This window comes from Escherichia sp. 20412-1 (genome assembly GCF_003027595.1).
GTDB classification, from domain to species: Bacteria; Pseudomonadota; Gammaproteobacteria; order Enterobacterales; family Enterobacteriaceae; genus Escherichia; species Escherichia marmotae.
This window is the reverse complement of record NZ_PYQM01000006.1, coordinates 90,530-106,910: the sequence shown is the minus strand read 5'-3', so window position 1 is coordinate 106,910 and position 16,381 is coordinate 90,530. Positions and strand designations below refer to the sequence as shown.

Genomic DNA, 16,381 nt, shown 5'->3' with positions numbered 1-16,381 from the left:
ACTTTACAGCAAACCGGCATGCTTAAGCGCCGCTCTGACCGTCTCACGACCATTGTCGGTGATTGGCGTCATTGGCAGGCGCAGCGTATCGGTCGCCACAAGACCCAGTTCCTTACATGCCCATTTCACCGGGATTGGATTGGGTTCGACAAATAGTTTGTTGTGTAATGGCATCAGACGCTGATTAATAAGGCGTGCCTCGGCAAAATACCCTTCTGCCGCCAGTTTGCACATCTGAGCCATATCACGCGCAGCAACGTTAGCCGTAACGGAAATAACGCCATGACCACCTAATTGCATGAAGTCCAGCGCGCTCGCATCATCACCGCTCAGCAGAACAAAATCGTCTGAAACCAGCTCTTTGATCTGGTTAACACGTGTTAAGTTCCCTGTTGCCTCTTTGATTCCGATAATATTTTTTACTTTCGCCAGGCGGCCGACCGTTTCTGGTAGCAGATCGCAGCCAGTGCGGGACGGCACATTATACAGAATTTGCGGCAGGTCAGTATGTTCAGCGATGGCTTTGAAATGCTGATACAGACCTTCCTGCGATGGGCGGTTGTAATAAGGGGTTACCGTCAGGCAGCCAACGATGCCAGTGTCATTGAAACGCTGTGTCAGGTTAATGGCTTCCGCAGTAGCATTAGCGCCGGTTCCGGCAATCACCGGAATACGCCCGTCAGCCAGTTCCAGCGTCATCATCACCACATCAACATGTTCGTCATGATTCAGGGTAGCGGACTCGCCAGTGGTGCCAACAGAAACAATCGCCGAAGTACCGCTGGCGACATGATAATCAATCAGTTTTTTTAAGCTAGCCCGACAGACATTACCTTTTTCATCCATCGGAGTAACAATCGCGACAATACTTCCCGTGAACATGGGCCATCCTCTGTGCAAACAAGTGTCTCAATGGTACGTTTGGTATGGCATTAAAAGCAAGCAGACAGAACCGTTCTGATTGTTGTATGCATGTTTTTTTTATGCTTTCCTTAAGAGCTACTCTCCCCCTTGAAGGAATAACCGGTTTGACACTGTCATCGCAACATTATCTGGTGATTACTGCTCTGGGTGCCGATCGCCCCGGAATTGTGAACACTATCACCCGTCATGTCAGTAGTTGCGGCTGTAATATTGAAGACAGTCGCCTGGCGATGCTGGGAGAAGAGTTCACTTTTATCATGCTGCTTTCCGGTTCATGGAACGCAATCACCTTGATCGAATCAACGTTACCGTTGAAAGGTGCCGAGCTGGATCTGTTAATCGTGATGAAGCGAACGACGGCTCGTCCGCGTCCGCCGATGCCAGCATCTGTCTGGGTTCAGGTCGATGTAGCAGACTCACCACATTTAATTGAACGCTTTACCGCACTTTTTGACGCGCACCATATGAACATTGCGGAGCTGGTGTCTCGCACGCAACCTGCTGAAAATGAACGTGCTGCACAACTACATATTCAGATCACAGCCCACAGCCCGGCGTCTGCGGATTCAGCAAATATTGAACAAGCCTTCAAAGCACTATGTACAGAACTCAATGCGCAAGGCAGTATTAGCGTCGTCAATTATTCCCAACATGATGAACAGGATGGAGTTAAGTAATGAATCCACTGAAAGCCGGTGACATCGCACCGAAATTTAGCTTGCCGGATCAAGACGGAGAGCAAGTTAATTTGGCCGACTTCCAGGGACAGCGTGTTCTGGTTTATTTCTACCCGAAAGCCATGACCCCCGGCTGTACCGTACAGGCCTGCGGCTTACGCGATAACATGGATGAGTTGAAAAAAGCCGGTGTTGATGTGCTGGGTATCAGCACTGATAAACCCGAAAAACTCTTCCGTTTCGCGGAAAAAGAGCTGCTCAACTTTACGCTTCTGTCTGATGAGGATCACCAGGTGTGCGAGCAATTCGGCGTCTGGGGAGAGAAGTCCTTCATGGGCAAAACCTACGATGGTATTCACCGCATCAGCTTCCTGATCGACGCTGACGGCAAAATCGAACATGTATTTGACGATTTCAAAACCAGCAATCACCACGACGTAGTGATTAACTGGCTGAAAGAACACGCCTGATTACTTTGCTCCATTCCGTGCTGGCTGCGCTTGCGGCCAGCACATCTCACATTCCGGAATGAAGGTTAATCTTGTGCGATTTGGCCATCGGGCCAGGCATGAATCACCGCTTTAATTAGTGTCGCCAGAGGAATGGCGAAGAATACACCCCAGAATCCCCACAGCCCACCGAAGATCACCACCGATAAAATAATCACCAGCGGATGCAGATTGACCGCCTCGGAGAACAACACGGGAACTAACAGGTTACCGTCCAGCGCCTGGATAATCAGATACACCGCGAAGCAACTCCAGAATTCAGTGCCTGCTCCAAACTGGAATAGCGCCACCCCCACTACGGGAATAGTCACCACAAAAGCACCGATGTACGGGATAAGCACCGAGAAGCCGACCAGTACCGCCAACAGTAGTGAATAGTTCAGCCCGAAGAGTAAAAAACCCAGCCAGGTGGCTATCCCCACCACGATCATCTCCAGCACTTTACCGCGAATGTAGTTGGTGATTTGCTGGTTCATTTCCTTCCAGACCTGACCTGCCAGCCCACGGTTACGTGGTAGCACCCGACGAACGGCATTCAGCATTTGCTCTTTGTCTTTTAGCAGGAAGAAGACCATCAGCGGCACCAGCACCAGATAGACGGCAATGGTCAGCAATCCCACCAGCGAGGCGAGAGAGATTTTCACCACCGAATCGCCCATTGTGAGCATCCGACTGCGCATGTTGTCGGCCATCGCATCAATGATGCCCGCATCCATCAACGCCGGATAACGTCGCGGCAACGTGGCGGCAAAATCGGAAAGTTTATTGAGCATCCCCGGCATATCGCGGATTAAGTAAATACCCTGCTGCCAGGCAATAGGCAGTACCACGAATGCCATCAGTAGCAGGATGCCAACAAACAGAACCAGCACAATCGACGTCGCCCAACGGCGGGAACAGCCAATAGATTGTAGGCGGACGGTCGGCCATTCCAGCAAATAGGCCAGCACAATAGCCACCAGCAACGGCGCGAGTAGGCCACTAAAGAAAAAGATAATGCCAAAACCGGCAACTAAAATAACCAGCAAGGCAATCGCTTCCGGGTCGCTAAAACGGCGGCGATACCATTGCATCAACATTTCGAGCATAAAGACCTTCCCTGAACCTCAAGAGCGGGATTGCGATCCGCAATTGTATCGAAATGTCACAAAAAAGACTTCGCTTTTTATGACGGATTAAGGAAACTGAAAAGCCATTTGAGTGGGCTAATCTTCGTCGTTACACTCAAAGGCAGTGCGGTGGGAACGATATTTCACAGTATCGGTCAAATGACTACTCTCCAGAAATACAGGACAGAGGTTATGTTCAGGCAGTTGAAAAAAAACCTGGTTGCTACCCTCATTGCTGCCATGACCATCGGTCAGGTAGCCCCGGCGTTTGCCGACAGCACAGACACCTTGCCGGATATGGGAACCTCCGCGGGAAGCACGCTTTCCATTGGTCAGGAAATGCAGATGGGCGACTATTACGTTCGCCAGCTACGCGGTAGCGCACCATTAATTAATGACCCACTGTTAACACAATATATTAATTCGTTGGGGATGCGCCTGGTTTCACATGCCAACTCAGTGAAGACGCCGTTCCATTTCTTTCTGATCAATAACGACGAAATTAACGCCTTTGCTTTCTTTGGCGGCAACGTGGTGCTGCACTCTGCCCTGTTCCGTTATTCCGATAACGAAAGCCAGTTGGCTTCGGTTATGGCGCACGAAATCTCCCACGTCACCCAACGTCACCTGGCGCGAGCAATGGAAGATCAGCAGCGTAGCGCACCACTGACCTGGGTTGGCGCGCTAGGTTCTATTTTACTGGCGATGGCCAGCCCGCAGGCGGGGATGGCGGCGCTGACCGGTACGCTGGCGGGAACACGCCAGGGGATGATCAGTTTCACTCAGCAAAACGAACAGGAAGCAGACCGTATTGGTATCCAGGTGCTGCAACGCTCGGGGTTCGATCCGCAGGCGATGCCGACTTTCCTCGAAAAATTGCTCGATCAGGCGCGCTACTCTTCGCGTCCGCCAGAAATTTTGCTGACGCACCCGTTACCGGAAAGCCGTCTGGCAGATGCCCGTAACCGTGCTAATCAGATGCGCCCGATGGTGGTGCAATCGTCAGAAGATTTCTATCTGGCGAAAGCTCGCACACTGGGGATGTATAATTCCGGGCGTAACCAGCTCACCAGCGATTTACTGGATGAATGGGCGAAAGGTAACGTCCGCCAGCAGCGCGCGGCGCAGTATGGTCGTGCTTTGCAGGCGATGGAAGCCAATAAATACGACGAGGCGCGGAAAACGCTTCAGCCATTACTGACGGCAGAACCAACGAATGCATGGTTTCTCGATCTGGCAACCGATATCGACCTTGGGCAAAACAAAGCCAATGACGCGATCAATCGGCTGAAAAATGCTCGAGATTTACGCACCAATCCGGTGTTGCAGCTCAACCTGGCGAATGCTTATTTACAAGGTGGTCAACCACAGGAAGCGGCCAATATTCTGAATCGCTACACCTTTAATAATAAAGATGACATTAATGGCTGGGATTTACTGGCACAGGCGGAGGCCGCGCTAAATAACCGCGATCAGGAACTGGCTGCGCGAGCAGAAGGTTATGCGCTCGCCGGGCGACTCGATCAGGCCATTTCCTTATTGAGTAGCGCCAGTTCGCAGGTGAAATTAGGCAGTCTGCAACAGGCCCGCTATGATGCGCGTATTGACCAGTTGCGCCAGTTGCAGGAACGCTTTAAGCCTTATACCAAGATGTAATTCGCATTAAAGGAAGAACAATGACCAAACAGGTAAAAATCTACCATAACCCGCGCTGTTCAAAGAGCCGTGAAACGCTGAACTTGCTGAAAGAAAACGGCGTAGAGCCTGAAGTAGTGCTCTACCTTGAAACCCCCGCTGATGCGGCAACGCTGCGTGATTTACTGAACATGCTGGGGATGAACAGCGCCCGTGAATTAATGCGCCAGAAAGAGGATCTTTATAAAGAGCTGAATCTGGCTGACAGTTCGCTTAGCGAAGAGGCGCTGATTCAGGCGATGGTGGAGAATCCGAAGCTGATGGAACGCCCGATTGTGGTCGCGAATGGCAAAGCGCGCATTGGTCGTCCGCCGGAGCAGGTGCTGGAAATCGTGGGTTAAGATGTACCCCTTCGGTAGCTAAGGCATATTGCCGGATGCGACGCTTGACGAGTCTTATCCGGCCTACAAATACAATGAACTTGATTCGAGTAGGTCGGATAAGGCGCTCGCGCCGCATCTGACAATAAACGTCCCGTTTACAGCTTCAAAATCTCTTTCACAAACGGAATGGTCAACTTACGTTGCGCGGTAATAGACGCGCGATCCAACTGATCCAACGTCATAAATAGCGTGCGCATCTCTCTGTCGAGCCGCTTCAGCAAGAAACGTCCCACATCTTCCGGCAGTTCAAAACCACGCAAACGAGCACGTAACTGTAGCGCCTGCAACTTATCTTCATCAGAAAGCGGCTGCAATTTGTAGATCTGCCCCCAGTCGAGACGAGACGCGAGATCAGGTAATCCCAGATTCAACTGGCGCGGAGGGCGATCGCCGGTGATCAACAACCGCGTTTTGCCCGACTCCAGAATCCGATTGTAGAGATCGAAAATCGCCATCTCCCACAACTCATCGCCAGCAATACACTCAATATTGTCGATGCAGACCAGCGACAAATGCTCCATACCGTCGAGCACTTCCGGGACAAACCAGGTGCGTTTATCCAGCGGGACATAACCCACCGCATCGCCACGCTGCGACAATTCCGCGCAAGCCGCGTGCAGCAGATGGCTGCGCCCCGCGCCTTCGCGTGCCCAGAGATAAATGTAACCGCTATGTTCCTGACGCAGCACATTTTGCAGCGCGGCCAGTAGAGAGGAGTTATCCCCCGGCCAGAAACTTGCAAAGGTTTCGTCGTCAGGAAGATAAAGTGGCAAAGAGAGCTGTGCCGGTGTGTTCAGAGATACCTCAACCAGGGATTCCACAAAATCGCGAGAAGTTTACCACAGAATTCCATTATGTTTGAACCGGGCAGCAACACTGCCCGGTCTGTACATTATTTATCTGTTATATCCGCGTCTTCTGCGTCCAGCACCACTTCTTCAGGGCGCAGCACGCTAATCAGTTTGAAGATCAGGCTTAAGCCGATACCGACGATAGTCGCCAGCGCCATGCCTTTCAGCTCCGCCGCGCCGATGTTTACCTTCGCGCCACTGACGCCGATGATCAAAATAACAGAAGTCAGGATCAGGTTCTGAGCTTTGTTGTAATCCACTTTCGATTCAATCAGCACACGAATACCAGAAGCACCAATCACGCCGTAAAGCAGCAGTGAAACGCCGCCCATCACCGGCAGAGGGATCATCTGGATAGCGGCAGCCAGTTTACCAACGCAGGAAAGCAGGATGGCGAAAATCGCCGCGCCGCCGATTACCCATGTACTGTATACGCGGGTGATCGCCATAACACCGATGTTTTCCCCGTAGGTGGTGTTTGGTGTGGAACCAAAGAAACCGGAGATCACGGTCGACAGACCGTTAGCGAACATCGAACGATGCAGGCCCGGATCGCGCAGCAGATCTTTCTTCACAATGTTAGCCGTTACGACCAGATGCCCCACGTGTTCGGCAATCACCACCAGCGCCGCTGGCAGAATAGTCAGAATAGCAAACCACTCGAAGCGCGGTGTATAAAGGGTTGGCAGTGCAAACCAGTGAGCGTTAATAATCGGCGTGGTATCGACGATCCCCATCGCAAAGGAGAGCGCATAACCCACCAGCACGCCAATCAAAATCGGGATAATCGCCAGGAAACCACGGAACAGCACGGAACCTAAAACCGTGACTGCCAGGGTGGTAATAGAAATGATGACGGTTTTGGAATCTGGCGTTTGCCCTTCAGCCGGGAGTAAGCCAGCCATACCGGCAGCTACGCCTGCCAGCTCCAGACCGATGACGGCAACGATCGCGCCCATTGCTGCGGGCGGAAACAGGACGTCCAGCCAGCCGGTTCCCGCTTTCTTCACAATAAAAGAAACCAGGCAGAACAGCACGCCGCACATAATAAAGCCGCCCAACGCGACTTCATAACCCAACGGCAACAACAATAATACCGGTGAAATAAAGGCAAAGCTGGAACCGAGATAAGCCGGGATTTTGCCTTTACAAATGAAGAGATACAGTAGCGTTCCGATACCGTTAAATAGCAGTACGGTCGCCGGATTAATATGAAATAAGACGGGCACCAGGACGGTTGCACCAAACATGGCGAACAAATGTTGCAAACTAAGCGGGATTGTCTGTAAAAGTGGCGGTCTTTCACTCACCCCGATAGCACGGCGCGTCATAGTATATTCCTCTGTATTATGTGTTATAGGCGCTTTACTCAAAAAAAAGCCGACTCTTAAAGTCGGCTTTAATTATTTTTATTCTTTATTTTGTACCAAAGATTTTATCACCGGCATCGCCAAGACCCGGAATAATGTATCCGTGCTCGTTCAGTCCCTGGTCAATCGATGCGGTATAAAGCTCGACGTCCGGGTGCGCTTTTTCCAGCGCAGCGATACCTTCTGGCGCAGCCACCAGCACCAACACTTTAATGCTGCTGCAACCTGCTTTTTTCAGTAGGTCAATGGTGGCGATAACTGAACCACCGGTTGCCAGCATTGGGTCAACGATCAGCGCCATACGCTCATCGATGTTAGACACCAGTTTCTGGAAGTACGGCACCGGCTCCAGTGTTTCTTCATTACGGTACATACCGACTACGCTGATACGCGCACTCGGAACGTTTTCCAGAACGCCGTCCATCATCCCCAGACCGGCACGCAGAATCGGCACTACGGTAATTTTTTTACCTTTAATTTGGTCGATTTCCACCGGGCCGTTCCAGCCTTCGATGGTTACTTTTTCAGTTTCGAGGTCAGCGGTCGCTTCGTAAGTCAGCAGGCTACCCACTTCGGAAGCGAGTTCGCGAAAGCGCTTGGTGCTGATATCTTGCTCACGCATCAGTCCCAGCTTGTGTTTGACGAGTGGGTGTTTGACTTCCACGATCTTCATACTCTTTCTCCTTTGAGGGGCAGCCACAAAAAAAATCGACGGATTATACCGCCTTTCTTCAAGGCGGCAATATTATTTTCGTTGATTTTAGTCAAACCCATAGAAAATTTAGATAAATATATTTAACATTCAAATAGTTAAAAAAGATAATTATCCTGGCAATAAATCATTCGTTGCCTCTGCTCGCGCATTTTTTCACCTCTCGCTCAGCAAAAAGGGGGTAAAAAAGGTTGTGTAAAGCAGTCTCGCAAACGTTTGCTTTCCCTGTTAGAATTGCGCCGAATTTTATTTTTCTACCGCAAGTAACGCGTGGGGACCCAAGCAGTGACCGATAAAACCTCTCTTAGCTACAAAGATGCCGGTGTTGATATTGACGCGGGTAATGCTCTGGTTGGAAGAATCAAAGGCGTAGTGAAGAAAACGCGTCGCCCGGAAGTGATGGGCGGTCTGGGCGGCTTCGGTGCGTTGTGTGCGCTGCCGCAAAAATATCGCGAACCCGTGTTGGTTTCCGGCACTGACGGCGTAGGCACCAAGCTGCGTCTGGCGATGGACTTAAAACGTCACGACACTATCGGTATCGATCTGGTCGCCATGTGCGTTAACGACCTGGTGGTGCAAGGCGCTGAACCGCTGTTTTTCCTCGACTATTACGCAACCGGAAAACTGGATGTTGATACTGCCTCATCGGTGATCAGCGGCATCGCGGAAGGGTGTCTGCAATCGGGCTGCTCGCTAGTGGGTGGCGAAACGGCAGAGATGCCGGGGATGTATCACGGCGAAGATTATGACGTAGCTGGTTTCTGTGTTGGGGTGGTAGAAAAATCAGAAATCATCGACGGTTCGAAAGTCAGCGACGGCGATGTGCTGATTGCTCTCGGCTCCAGCGGCCCGCACTCGAACGGCTATTCGCTGGTACGCAAAATTCTTGAAGTCAGTGGCTGCGATCCGCAAACCACTGAACTCGACGGCAAACCATTAGCCGATCATCTGCTGGCCCCAACCCGTATTTATGTGAAATCGGTACTGGAGTTGATCGAAAAAGTGGATGTGCACGCCATTGCGCATCTGACCGGTGGCGGCTTTTGGGAAAATATTCCGCGCGTATTGCCGGAAAATACCCAGGCAGTGATTGATGAATCCTCCTGGCAATGGCCGGAAGTATTCAACTGGCTGCAAACGGCAGGCAATGTCAGCCGCCATGAAATGTATCGCACCTTCAACTGCGGCGTCGGGATGATTATCGCCCTGCCGGCTCCGGAAGTGGACAAAGCTCTCGCCCTGCTCAATGACAACGGTGAAAACGCGTGGAAAATCGGTATCATCAAAGCCTCTGATTCCGAACAACGCGTGGTTATCGAATAATGAATATTGTGGTGCTTATTTCCGGCAACGGAAGTAATTTGCAGGCAATTATTGACGCCTGCAAAACCAACAAAATTAAAGGCACCCTACGGGCAGTTTTCAGCAATAAGGCCGACGCGTTCGGCCTTGAACGCGCCCGCAAAGCCGGTATTGCAACACATACGCTCATCGCCAGCGCGTTTGACAGTCGTGAAGCCTATGACCGGGAGTTGATTCACGAAATCGACATGTACTCACCCGACGTGGTCGTGCTGGCCGGTTTTATGCGCATTCTCAGCCCGACGTTTGTTTCTCACTACACCGGGCGTTTGTTGAACATCCACCCTTCCCTACTACCAAAATATCCCGGTTTGCATACCCATCGCCAGGCGCTGGAAAATGGTGATGAGGAACACGGCACATCGGTGCATTTCGTCACCGATGAACTGGACGGCGGACCGGTTGTTTTACAGGCAAAAGTCCCGGTATTTGCAGGTGATACGGAAGATGAAATCATCGCCCGCGTGCAAACCCAGGAACACGCTATTTACCCACTGGTAATTAGCTGGTTTGCCGATGGGCGTCTGAAGATGCACGAAAACGCCGCGTGGCTGGATGGTCAACGCCTGCCGCCGCAGGGTTACGCCGCCGACGAGTAATGCCCCCGTAGTTAAAGCGTCAGCTCTACCGTTGGCGCTTTTCAATTCCCTTGTAAATCGCAAGCTCCAGCAGTTTTTTTCCCCCTTTTCTGGCATAGTTGGACATCTGCCAATATTGCTCGCCATAATATCCAGGCAGTGTCCCGTGAATAAAACGGAGTAAAAGTGGTAATGGGTCAGGAAAAGCTATACATCGAAAAAGAGCTCAGTTGGTTATCGTTCAATGAACGCGTGCTTCAGGAAGCGGCGGACAAATCTAACCCGCTGATTGAAAGGATGCGTTTCCTTGGGATCTATTCCAATAACCTTGATGAGTTCTATAAAGTCCGCTTCGCTGAACTGAAGCGACGCATCATTATTAGCGAAGAACAAGGTTCTAACTCTCATTCCCGCCATTTACTGGGCAAAATTCAGTCCCGCGTGCTGAAAGCCGATCAGGAATTCGACGGTCTCTACAACGAACTGCTGCTGGAGATGGCGCGTAACCAGATCTTCCTGATTAATGAACGCCAGCTCTCCGTCAATCAACAAAACTGGCTGCGTCATTACTTTAAGCAGTATCTGCGTCAGCACATTACGCCGATTTTAATCAATGCTGACACTGATTTAGTGCAGTTCCTGAAAGATGATTACACCTATCTGGCGGTGGAAATTATCCGTGGCGATACCATCCGTTACGCGCTGCTGGAGATCCCATCAGATAAAGTGCCGCGCTTTGTGAATTTACCGCCGGAAGCACCGCGTCGACGCAAGCCAATGATTCTGTTGGATAACATTCTGCGTTACTGCCTTGATGATATTTTCAAAGGCTTCTTTGATTACGACGCGCTGAATGCCTATTCGATGAAGATGACCCGCGATGCCGAATACGATTTAGTGCACGAGATGGAAGCCAGCCTGATGGAGTTGATGTCTTCCAGCCTGAAGCAGCGCTTAACCGCAGAACCGGTACGTTTTGTTTATCAACGCGATATGCCCAGTGCGCTGGTTGAAGTGTTGCGTGAGAAACTGACCATCTCCCGCTACGACTCCATCGTACCCGGCGGCCGTTATCACAATTTTAAAGACTTTATTAATTTCCCCAATGTCGGCAAAGCCAATCTGGTGAACAAACCACTGCCGCGTTTACGTCATATATGGTTTGATAAAGCCCAGTTCCGCAACGGTTTTGACGCCATTCGCGAACACGATGTGCTGCTCTATTATCCTTATCACACTTTTGAGCACGTGCTGGAACTGCTACGCCAGGCCTCGTTCGACCCAAGCGTACTGGCGATTAAAATTAACATTTACCGCGTGGCGAAAGATTCGCGGATCATCGACTCGATGATCCACGCCGCGCACAACGGTAAGAAAGTCACCGTGGTGGTTGAGTTACAGGCACGTTTCGACGAAGAAGCTAACATTCATTGGGCGAAGCGGCTTACCGAAGCGGGAGTACATGTGATCTTCTCTGCCCCGGGGCTGAAGATTCACGCCAAATTATTCCTGATTTCGCGTAAAGAAAACGGCGAAGTCGTGCGTTATGCGCATATCGGAACCGGGAACTTTAACGAAAAAACGGCGCGCCTTTATACCGACTACTCGCTGCTGACTGCCGATGCGCGTATCACCAACGAAGTACGGCGAGTGTTCAATTTTATTGAAAATCCATACCGTCCCGTGACATTCGATTATTTAATGGTGTCACCGCAAAACTCTCGTCGCCTGCTGTATGAAATGGTAGACCGCGAGATCGCCAATGCTCAACAAGGGCTACCCAGCGGTATTACCCTGAAATTGAATAACCTGGTCGATAAAGGTCTGGTTGATCGTCTGTATGCGGCCTCCAGCTCCGGCGTGCCGGTGAATCTGCTGGTGCGCGGGATGTGTTCACTGATCCCTAATCTGGAAGGCATTAGCGATAACATCCGTGCTATCAGCATTGTCGATCGTTACCTGGAACACGACCGGGTTTATATTTTTGAAAATGGCGGCGATAAAAAGGTTTACCTGTCCTCCGCCGACTGGATGACACGCAATATTGATTATCGTATTGAAGTGGCAACGCCACTGCTCGACCCACGGCTGAAGCAGCGGGTACTGGACATCATCGAAATTCTGTTCAGCGATACAGTCAAAGCGCGTTATATCGATAAAGAACTCAGTAATCGCTACGTTCCCCGCGGTAACCGCCGCAAAGTACGGGCGCAGTTGGCGATTTACGACTACATCAAATCACTCGAACAATCTGAATAACCCTATGCCAATACACGACAAATCCCCTCGTCCACAGGAGTTTGCTGCGGTCGACCTTGGTTCAAACAGTTTCCACATGGTCATTGCCCGTGTGGTGGATGGCGCAATGCAGATTATTGGTCGCCTGAAACAGCGTGTGCATCTGGCGGACGGTCTGGGGCCAGATAATATGTTGAGTGAAGAAGCAATGACGCGCGGCTTAAACTGCCTGTCGCTGTTTGCCGAACGCCTGCAAGGATTTTCTCCTTCCAGCGTCTGTATTGTTGGGACCCATACGCTACGTCAGGCGCTGAATGCCACTGACTTTCTGAAGCGAGCAGAAAAGGTTATCCCCTACCCGATTGAAATTATCTCCGGTAATGAAGAAGCACGTCTGATTTTTATGGGCGTGGAGCATACCCAACCGGAAAAAGGCCGCAAGCTGGTTATTGATATTGGCGGCGGCTCAACGGAACTGGTGATTGGCGAAAATTTTGAACCCATTCTCGTGGAAAGCCGCCGAATGGGTTGCGTCAGCTTTGCCCAGCTTTATTTCCAGGGTGGCGTCATCAATAAAGAGAATTTTCAGCGCGCACGCATGGCAGCGGCGCAAAAACTGGAAACCTTAACCTGGCAATTCCGGATTCAGGGCTGGAACGTGGCAATGGGCGCTTCCGGCACCATTAAAGCCGCCCATGAAGTGTTGATGGAAATGGGCGAGAAAGACGGGATTATTACCCCGGAACGTCTCGAAAAACTGGTGAAAGAAGTTTTACGCCATCGTAATTTTGCATCGCTTAGTTTACCGGGCCTTTCCGAAGAACGGAAAACCGTATTTGTCCCTGGACTGGCAATTTTATGCGGTGTGTTTGATGCCTTAGCTATCCGTGAACTGCGGCTTTCTGACGGTGCGCTACGCGAAGGCGTACTTTATGAAATGGAAGGCCGTTTTCGCCATCAGGATGTACGTAGTCGTACCGCCAGCAGCCTCGCCAACCAGTATCACATTGACAGTGAACAGGCACGGCGGGTGCTGGAAACCACCATGCAGATGTACGAACAGTGGCGGGAACAACAACCGAAGCTGGCGCATCCGCAACTGGAAGCCTTGCTACGCTGGGCCGCCATGCTGCATGAGGTCGGGTTAAATATCAACCATAGCGGATTGCATCGCCATTCGGCCTATATCCTGCAAAACAGCGACTTACCGGGTTTTAATCAGGAACAACAATTGATGATGGCGACGCTGGTACGCTATCACCGTAAAGCGATTAAGCTCGACGATCTGCCGCGCTTTACGCTGTTTAAGAAGAAGCAGTTTCTGCCCTTAATCCAGCTATTGCGCCTTGGCGTATTGCTAAACAACCAACGTCAGGCAACCACTACCCCACCGACATTAACGCTGATTACCGATGACAGCCACTGGACTCTGCGTTTTCCGCATGACTGGTTTAGCCAGAACGCGCTGGTTCTGCTTGATCTGGAAAAAGAGCAAGAATACTGGGAAGGCGTGGCTGGCTGGCGGTTAAAAATTGAAGAAGAAAGCACGCCTGAAATCGCGGCTTAAGATGAAATGAAAACGGGCCAACATGTTATGTCGGCCCCAATAAATTACGCGCTTTCCCGGACAGGTTCTCTTTCATCCAGCATATCCACTAACAGTTGCGGTTCACCAATCAAAAAGCCTTGCAGGTAATCAATACCCAAAGAATGAACCGCCTGGCGAATCTCTTCATTTTCAACATATTCCGCAACCACTTGCATTTTCTTCATTCGCGCCAGATGACAAATTGACGCCACTATCTGGTAATCCAGACTATTCGAGACAATATTGCGTATGAAGCTGCCATCAATTTTTAATAAATTAGCATTCACATTTTTTAGCCGCGCATAACTGGCATAGCCGGTGCCAAAATCATCAATTGCAATTTGGCATCCTAACTCCTGAAGATGCTGCAACGTATTCTGTGCCTGTTTAACATTGGTCAGGATATTACTTTCTGTTACCTCAAAAATAAGCTGCCACGCTTCTATTTGATATTTAGCTAAAAAATGACTGACGTTCAAAGGAAAATGCGCCTGACAAACGGAAGTTGGCGACAGGTTAATAGCAAATCGGCGGGCAGGCATTTTTTCTCTATTTTCCGCCATAAATTGCAGTGTATGTTCGATGACCCACATGTCGATGCTGGACGATAAGCCAAATTCATGCGCAACCGGTAAGAAATTGTCAGGATTGATGAGTTCATCGTTCTCTCCTTTCATGCGCAGCAGAATTTCATGATAGACATCACCACGCACCCCAGTAATCGGCTGGGCCATCAGGCAAAACTGGTTATGCTCAAGCGCCTGCTGTAGCCGATTCATCATCGCCACTTTGTCTTTTAATTCCCGTTGTAAATACATTGCCCCACGACGTTGCATATTTTCCGGGGTATTGGTCACGATGGAAAGTTCGGCAACCGTATTTAACTCCCCGAGCAGCAGGTATATATGATTAACCGGTGAGCGGACATAGCAATAACTAACGCCAATCTGAGGTTGTAACGGCATTCCATCCCAAAAGAAACGAAACTGCTTCAGATGGTTATCCAGCGCGGTAATGCGCTCCTGGTGTGATTCTGTATTCAATCGTAACGCAAGGTCGTTGCCGGAAAGCTGATAAACAGATTCGCCCGGCTCCAGCAATGATGTCAGCCAGTGTGAAATTTTTTGTTTATATTGAATGCGTAGCATGATGCCATAGTTCTTTACCAGCATTTCCATGCCTAGGATGCGTAAATAACATAGCACGGACCAGGGTGCATCGCGCAGCGCGCGGTTCAGGGCGCGAATATTTGGCAGATGAACAACCGGGTCCACATAGGCAAGCCGTTGAATGCGTCTGACCACCGCTCGCTGACGGGTTGCCAGTACAGCCATATAATTGACAATAAAAGAAAAAACTAAATAACTGGAGGAAGTTATGGTCAGTTGCGTGGTATATCCTGGATAAAGGGGAATGTAATTCTGATAGCAGTGAATACTGATCATCAGCACTACCGCCCAGAGCAGCGATATAAACTTATAGCCGTAGCGCATTGCTCCCCACATCATCAGCGGCAACAATAACGATAACGTATAGTTGGTGCTAAAAATTGTGCTTTTTTCATTTAACGGCATACATAACAGCAACAGCAACGTACCTAAAGCCAGTAACCAGATCGCAAATTCTTTTTTGGTCACTTTTCTGTCAACCTGCTGTTTTAACTGCGAATAATAGCTACGTAAATAAAGTGGATTTCGCACCACCCGAATGATGAAATAGCACAGCGGGACACCGATAAGATTACCGACCAGCAGGGCCTGATAATTGATTAAGGTTCCAAGGTTAAAAGGCATGACGCCTACCAGATTTTCTTTGCTCGCCAGTAATCCTACAAACGCCGCAAACTGGAAAAGCACCAGGAACAACGTTGCAGGAAAAAAAATCTGCCAAAAAATTCGCTGGGAAATTAAGCGGGTATCGCCATGTGAAACGTTGTTACGCCGGGGAGTAAAGACCCTGTAACCGCCCCAACAAATAATAATAATGATAATAAAATTAGCCGTTAACGAAAGCGTTTCGTAAAGGCCAAGCTCCGCATACTTACGAACAAAAATGCCTAATGCTATACCCGGTAATGCTGCCCAGCCAAAAAACATCATCATGCTGATCATCAGAGCCAGGGGCAGATAAAAGAGAAATACTTCACCAGAGGAAATATGCGCGAAAGTATTTATTTGTGCGAAAACAGGTAAAATTAAAGAAGGCAGGATCAGCGGAAGCCCCCACCATTTATCACGTATTTTTATATAAGTTGCATTCAGTTTCATAGATGCTCAGCAGAATCCCCCACATCCTGAAGGGGTGTATTCAGACAGGCATCCCACCTGACTTCGAAAGATGATTACTCATCGCTATAGAGGACATTGATTCTAAGTGTCATATGAA

General features: G+C 50.0%; 14 protein-coding genes. 8 read left to right on the top strand and 6 right to left on the bottom strand.

Annotated elements, in window-relative coordinates:
• Positions 1–3: 3 nt before the first annotated feature.
• Positions 4–882, bottom strand: a complete 879-nt coding sequence (gene dapA, locus C7B16_RS06805) for a 4-hydroxy-tetrahydrodipicolinate synthase (protein WP_001516863.1) — start codon at positions 880–882, stop codon at positions 4–6.
• A 146-nt stretch (positions 883–1,028) separates the two neighbouring features.
• Between dapA and C7B16_RS06800 the strand changes: the two genes are divergently transcribed.
• Entirely contained in the window at positions 1,029–1,601 is a 573-nt protein-coding gene (locus C7B16_RS06800) for a glycine cleavage system transcriptional repressor (RefSeq protein WP_010378971.1), read from the top strand.
• Positions 1,601–2,071 (top strand): thioredoxin-dependent thiol peroxidase, encoded by a 471-nt coding sequence (bcp, locus tag C7B16_RS06795; protein WP_001068673.1) that lies wholly within the window; start codon positions 1,601–1,603, stop codon positions 2,069–2,071. Before C7B16_RS06800 ends, bcp begins: the two co-directional genes overlap by 1 nt.
• A gap of 65 nt (positions 2,072–2,136) precedes the next feature.
• Here the strand turns inward: bcp and C7B16_RS06790 are convergent, their stop codons facing one another.
• On the bottom strand, positions 2,137–3,198 hold the full coding sequence (locus C7B16_RS06790; protein ID WP_000892035.1) for an AI-2E family transporter: 1,062 nt from the start codon (positions 3,196–3,198) through the stop codon (positions 2,137–2,139).
• Positions 3,199–3,411: 213 nt separating this feature from the next.
• Between C7B16_RS06790 and bepA the strand changes: the two genes are divergently transcribed.
• Both bepA and arsC read left to right on the top strand, forming a co-directional pair.
• Positions 3,412–4,875 carry a beta-barrel assembly-enhancing protease gene (gene bepA, locus C7B16_RS06785; protein WP_000489687.1) on the top strand — a complete coding sequence of 488 codons (1,464 nt, stop codon included), beginning with the start codon at positions 3,412–3,414 and terminating at the stop codon, positions 4,873–4,875.
• Between the two features lie 20 nt (positions 4,876–4,895).
• A complete protein-coding gene (gene arsC, locus C7B16_RS06780) occupies positions 4,896–5,255 on the top strand; it encodes an arsenate reductase (glutaredoxin) (RefSeq protein ID WP_000166463.1) in 360 nt (119 codons plus the stop codon).
• A gap of 137 nt (positions 5,256–5,392) precedes the next feature.
• Here arsC and C7B16_RS06775 read toward each other — a convergent pair whose 3' ends face one another.
• From C7B16_RS06775 to upp, 3 genes are all read right to left on the bottom strand, one after another.
• Positions 5,393–6,094: a DnaA inactivator Hda gene (locus C7B16_RS06775; RefSeq protein ID WP_001307333.1), complete on the bottom strand. Its 702-nt coding sequence runs from the start codon at positions 6,092–6,094 to the stop codon at positions 5,393–5,395.
• Positions 6,095–6,189: 95 nt separating this feature from the next.
• Positions 6,190–7,479 carry a uracil permease gene (gene uraA, locus C7B16_RS06770; RefSeq protein WP_016249065.1) on the bottom strand — a complete coding sequence of 430 codons (1,290 nt, stop codon included), beginning with the start codon at positions 7,477–7,479 and terminating at the stop codon, positions 6,190–6,192.
• Positions 7,480–7,564: 85 nt separating this feature from the next.
• The gene (upp, locus tag C7B16_RS06765) at positions 7,565–8,191 is read right to left on the bottom strand and encodes a uracil phosphoribosyltransferase (protein ID WP_001295473.1); all 627 of its coding nucleotides are present in this window, start codon (positions 8,189–8,191) and stop codon (positions 7,565–7,567) included.
• A 324-nt stretch (positions 8,192–8,515) separates the two neighbouring features.
• On the opposite strand from upp, the gene purM reads away from it, so the two are divergent.
• The 4 genes from purM (at position 8,516) to ppx (ending at position 13,975) form a co-directional block, all read left to right on the top strand.
• Positions 8,516–9,553 carry a phosphoribosylformylglycinamidine cyclo-ligase gene (gene purM, locus C7B16_RS06760; protein ID WP_001516867.1) on the top strand — a complete coding sequence of 346 codons (1,038 nt, stop codon included), beginning with the start codon at positions 8,516–8,518 and terminating at the stop codon, positions 9,551–9,553.
• The gene (purN, locus tag C7B16_RS06755; protein ID WP_038355478.1) at positions 9,553–10,191 is read left to right on the top strand and encodes a phosphoribosylglycinamide formyltransferase; all 639 of its coding nucleotides are present in this window, start codon (positions 9,553–9,555) and stop codon (positions 10,189–10,191) included. Before purM ends, purN begins: the two co-directional genes overlap by 1 nt.
• 171 nt (positions 10,192–10,362) lie before the next feature.
• On the top strand, positions 10,363–12,429 hold the full coding sequence (ppk1, locus tag C7B16_RS06750) for a polyphosphate kinase 1 (protein WP_001516868.1): 2,067 nt from the start codon (positions 10,363–10,365) through the stop codon (positions 12,427–12,429).
• Positions 12,430–12,433: 4 nt separating this feature from the next.
• Positions 12,434–13,975, top strand: coding sequence for an exopolyphosphatase (ppx, locus tag C7B16_RS06745; protein WP_001121375.1), 1,542 nt, complete (start codon positions 12,434–12,436; stop codon positions 13,973–13,975).
• 44 nt (positions 13,976–14,019) lie between these two features.
• Here ppx and C7B16_RS06740 read toward each other — a convergent pair whose 3' ends face one another.
• Entirely contained in the window at positions 14,020–16,263 is a 2,244-nt protein-coding gene (locus C7B16_RS06740; RefSeq protein ID WP_107179513.1) for a sensor domain-containing phosphodiesterase, read from the bottom strand.
• Positions 16,264–16,381 lie beyond the last annotated feature (118 nt).

Bases quoted from the DNA above. Each gene is read 5' to 3' on its own strand.
- dapA (WP_001516863.1), bottom strand. From the start codon at position 882: ATGTTCACGGGAAGTATTGTCGCGATTGTTACTCCGATGGATGAAAAA.
- bcp (WP_001068673.1), top strand. From the start codon at position 1,601: ATGAATCCACTGAAAGCCGGTGACATCGCACCGAAATTTAGCTTGCCG.
- C7B16_RS06790 (WP_000892035.1), bottom strand. From the start codon at position 3,198: ATGCTCGAAATGTTGATGCAATGGTATCGCCGCCGTTTTAGCGACCCG.
- bepA (WP_000489687.1), top strand. From the start codon at position 3,412: ATGTTCAGGCAGTTGAAAAAAAACCTGGTTGCTACCCTCATTGCTGCC.
- arsC (WP_000166463.1), top strand. From the start codon at position 4,896: ATGACCAAACAGGTAAAAATCTACCATAACCCGCGCTGTTCAAAGAGC.
- uraA (WP_016249065.1), bottom strand. From the start codon at position 7,479: ATGACGCGCCGTGCTATCGGGGTGAGTGAAAGACCGCCACTTTTACAG.
- upp (WP_001295473.1), bottom strand. From the start codon at position 8,191: ATGAAGATCGTGGAAGTCAAACACCCACTCGTCAAACACAAGCTGGGA.
- purN (WP_038355478.1), top strand. From the start codon at position 9,553: ATGAATATTGTGGTGCTTATTTCCGGCAACGGAAGTAATTTGCAGGCA.
- ppk1 (WP_001516868.1), top strand. From the start codon at position 10,363: ATGGGTCAGGAAAAGCTATACATCGAAAAAGAGCTCAGTTGGTTATCG.
- ppx (WP_001121375.1), top strand. From the start codon at position 12,434: ATGCCAATACACGACAAATCCCCTCGTCCACAGGAGTTTGCTGCGGTC.
- C7B16_RS06740 (WP_107179513.1), bottom strand. From the start codon at position 16,263: ATGAAACTGAATGCAACTTATATAAAAATACGTGATAAATGGTGGGGG.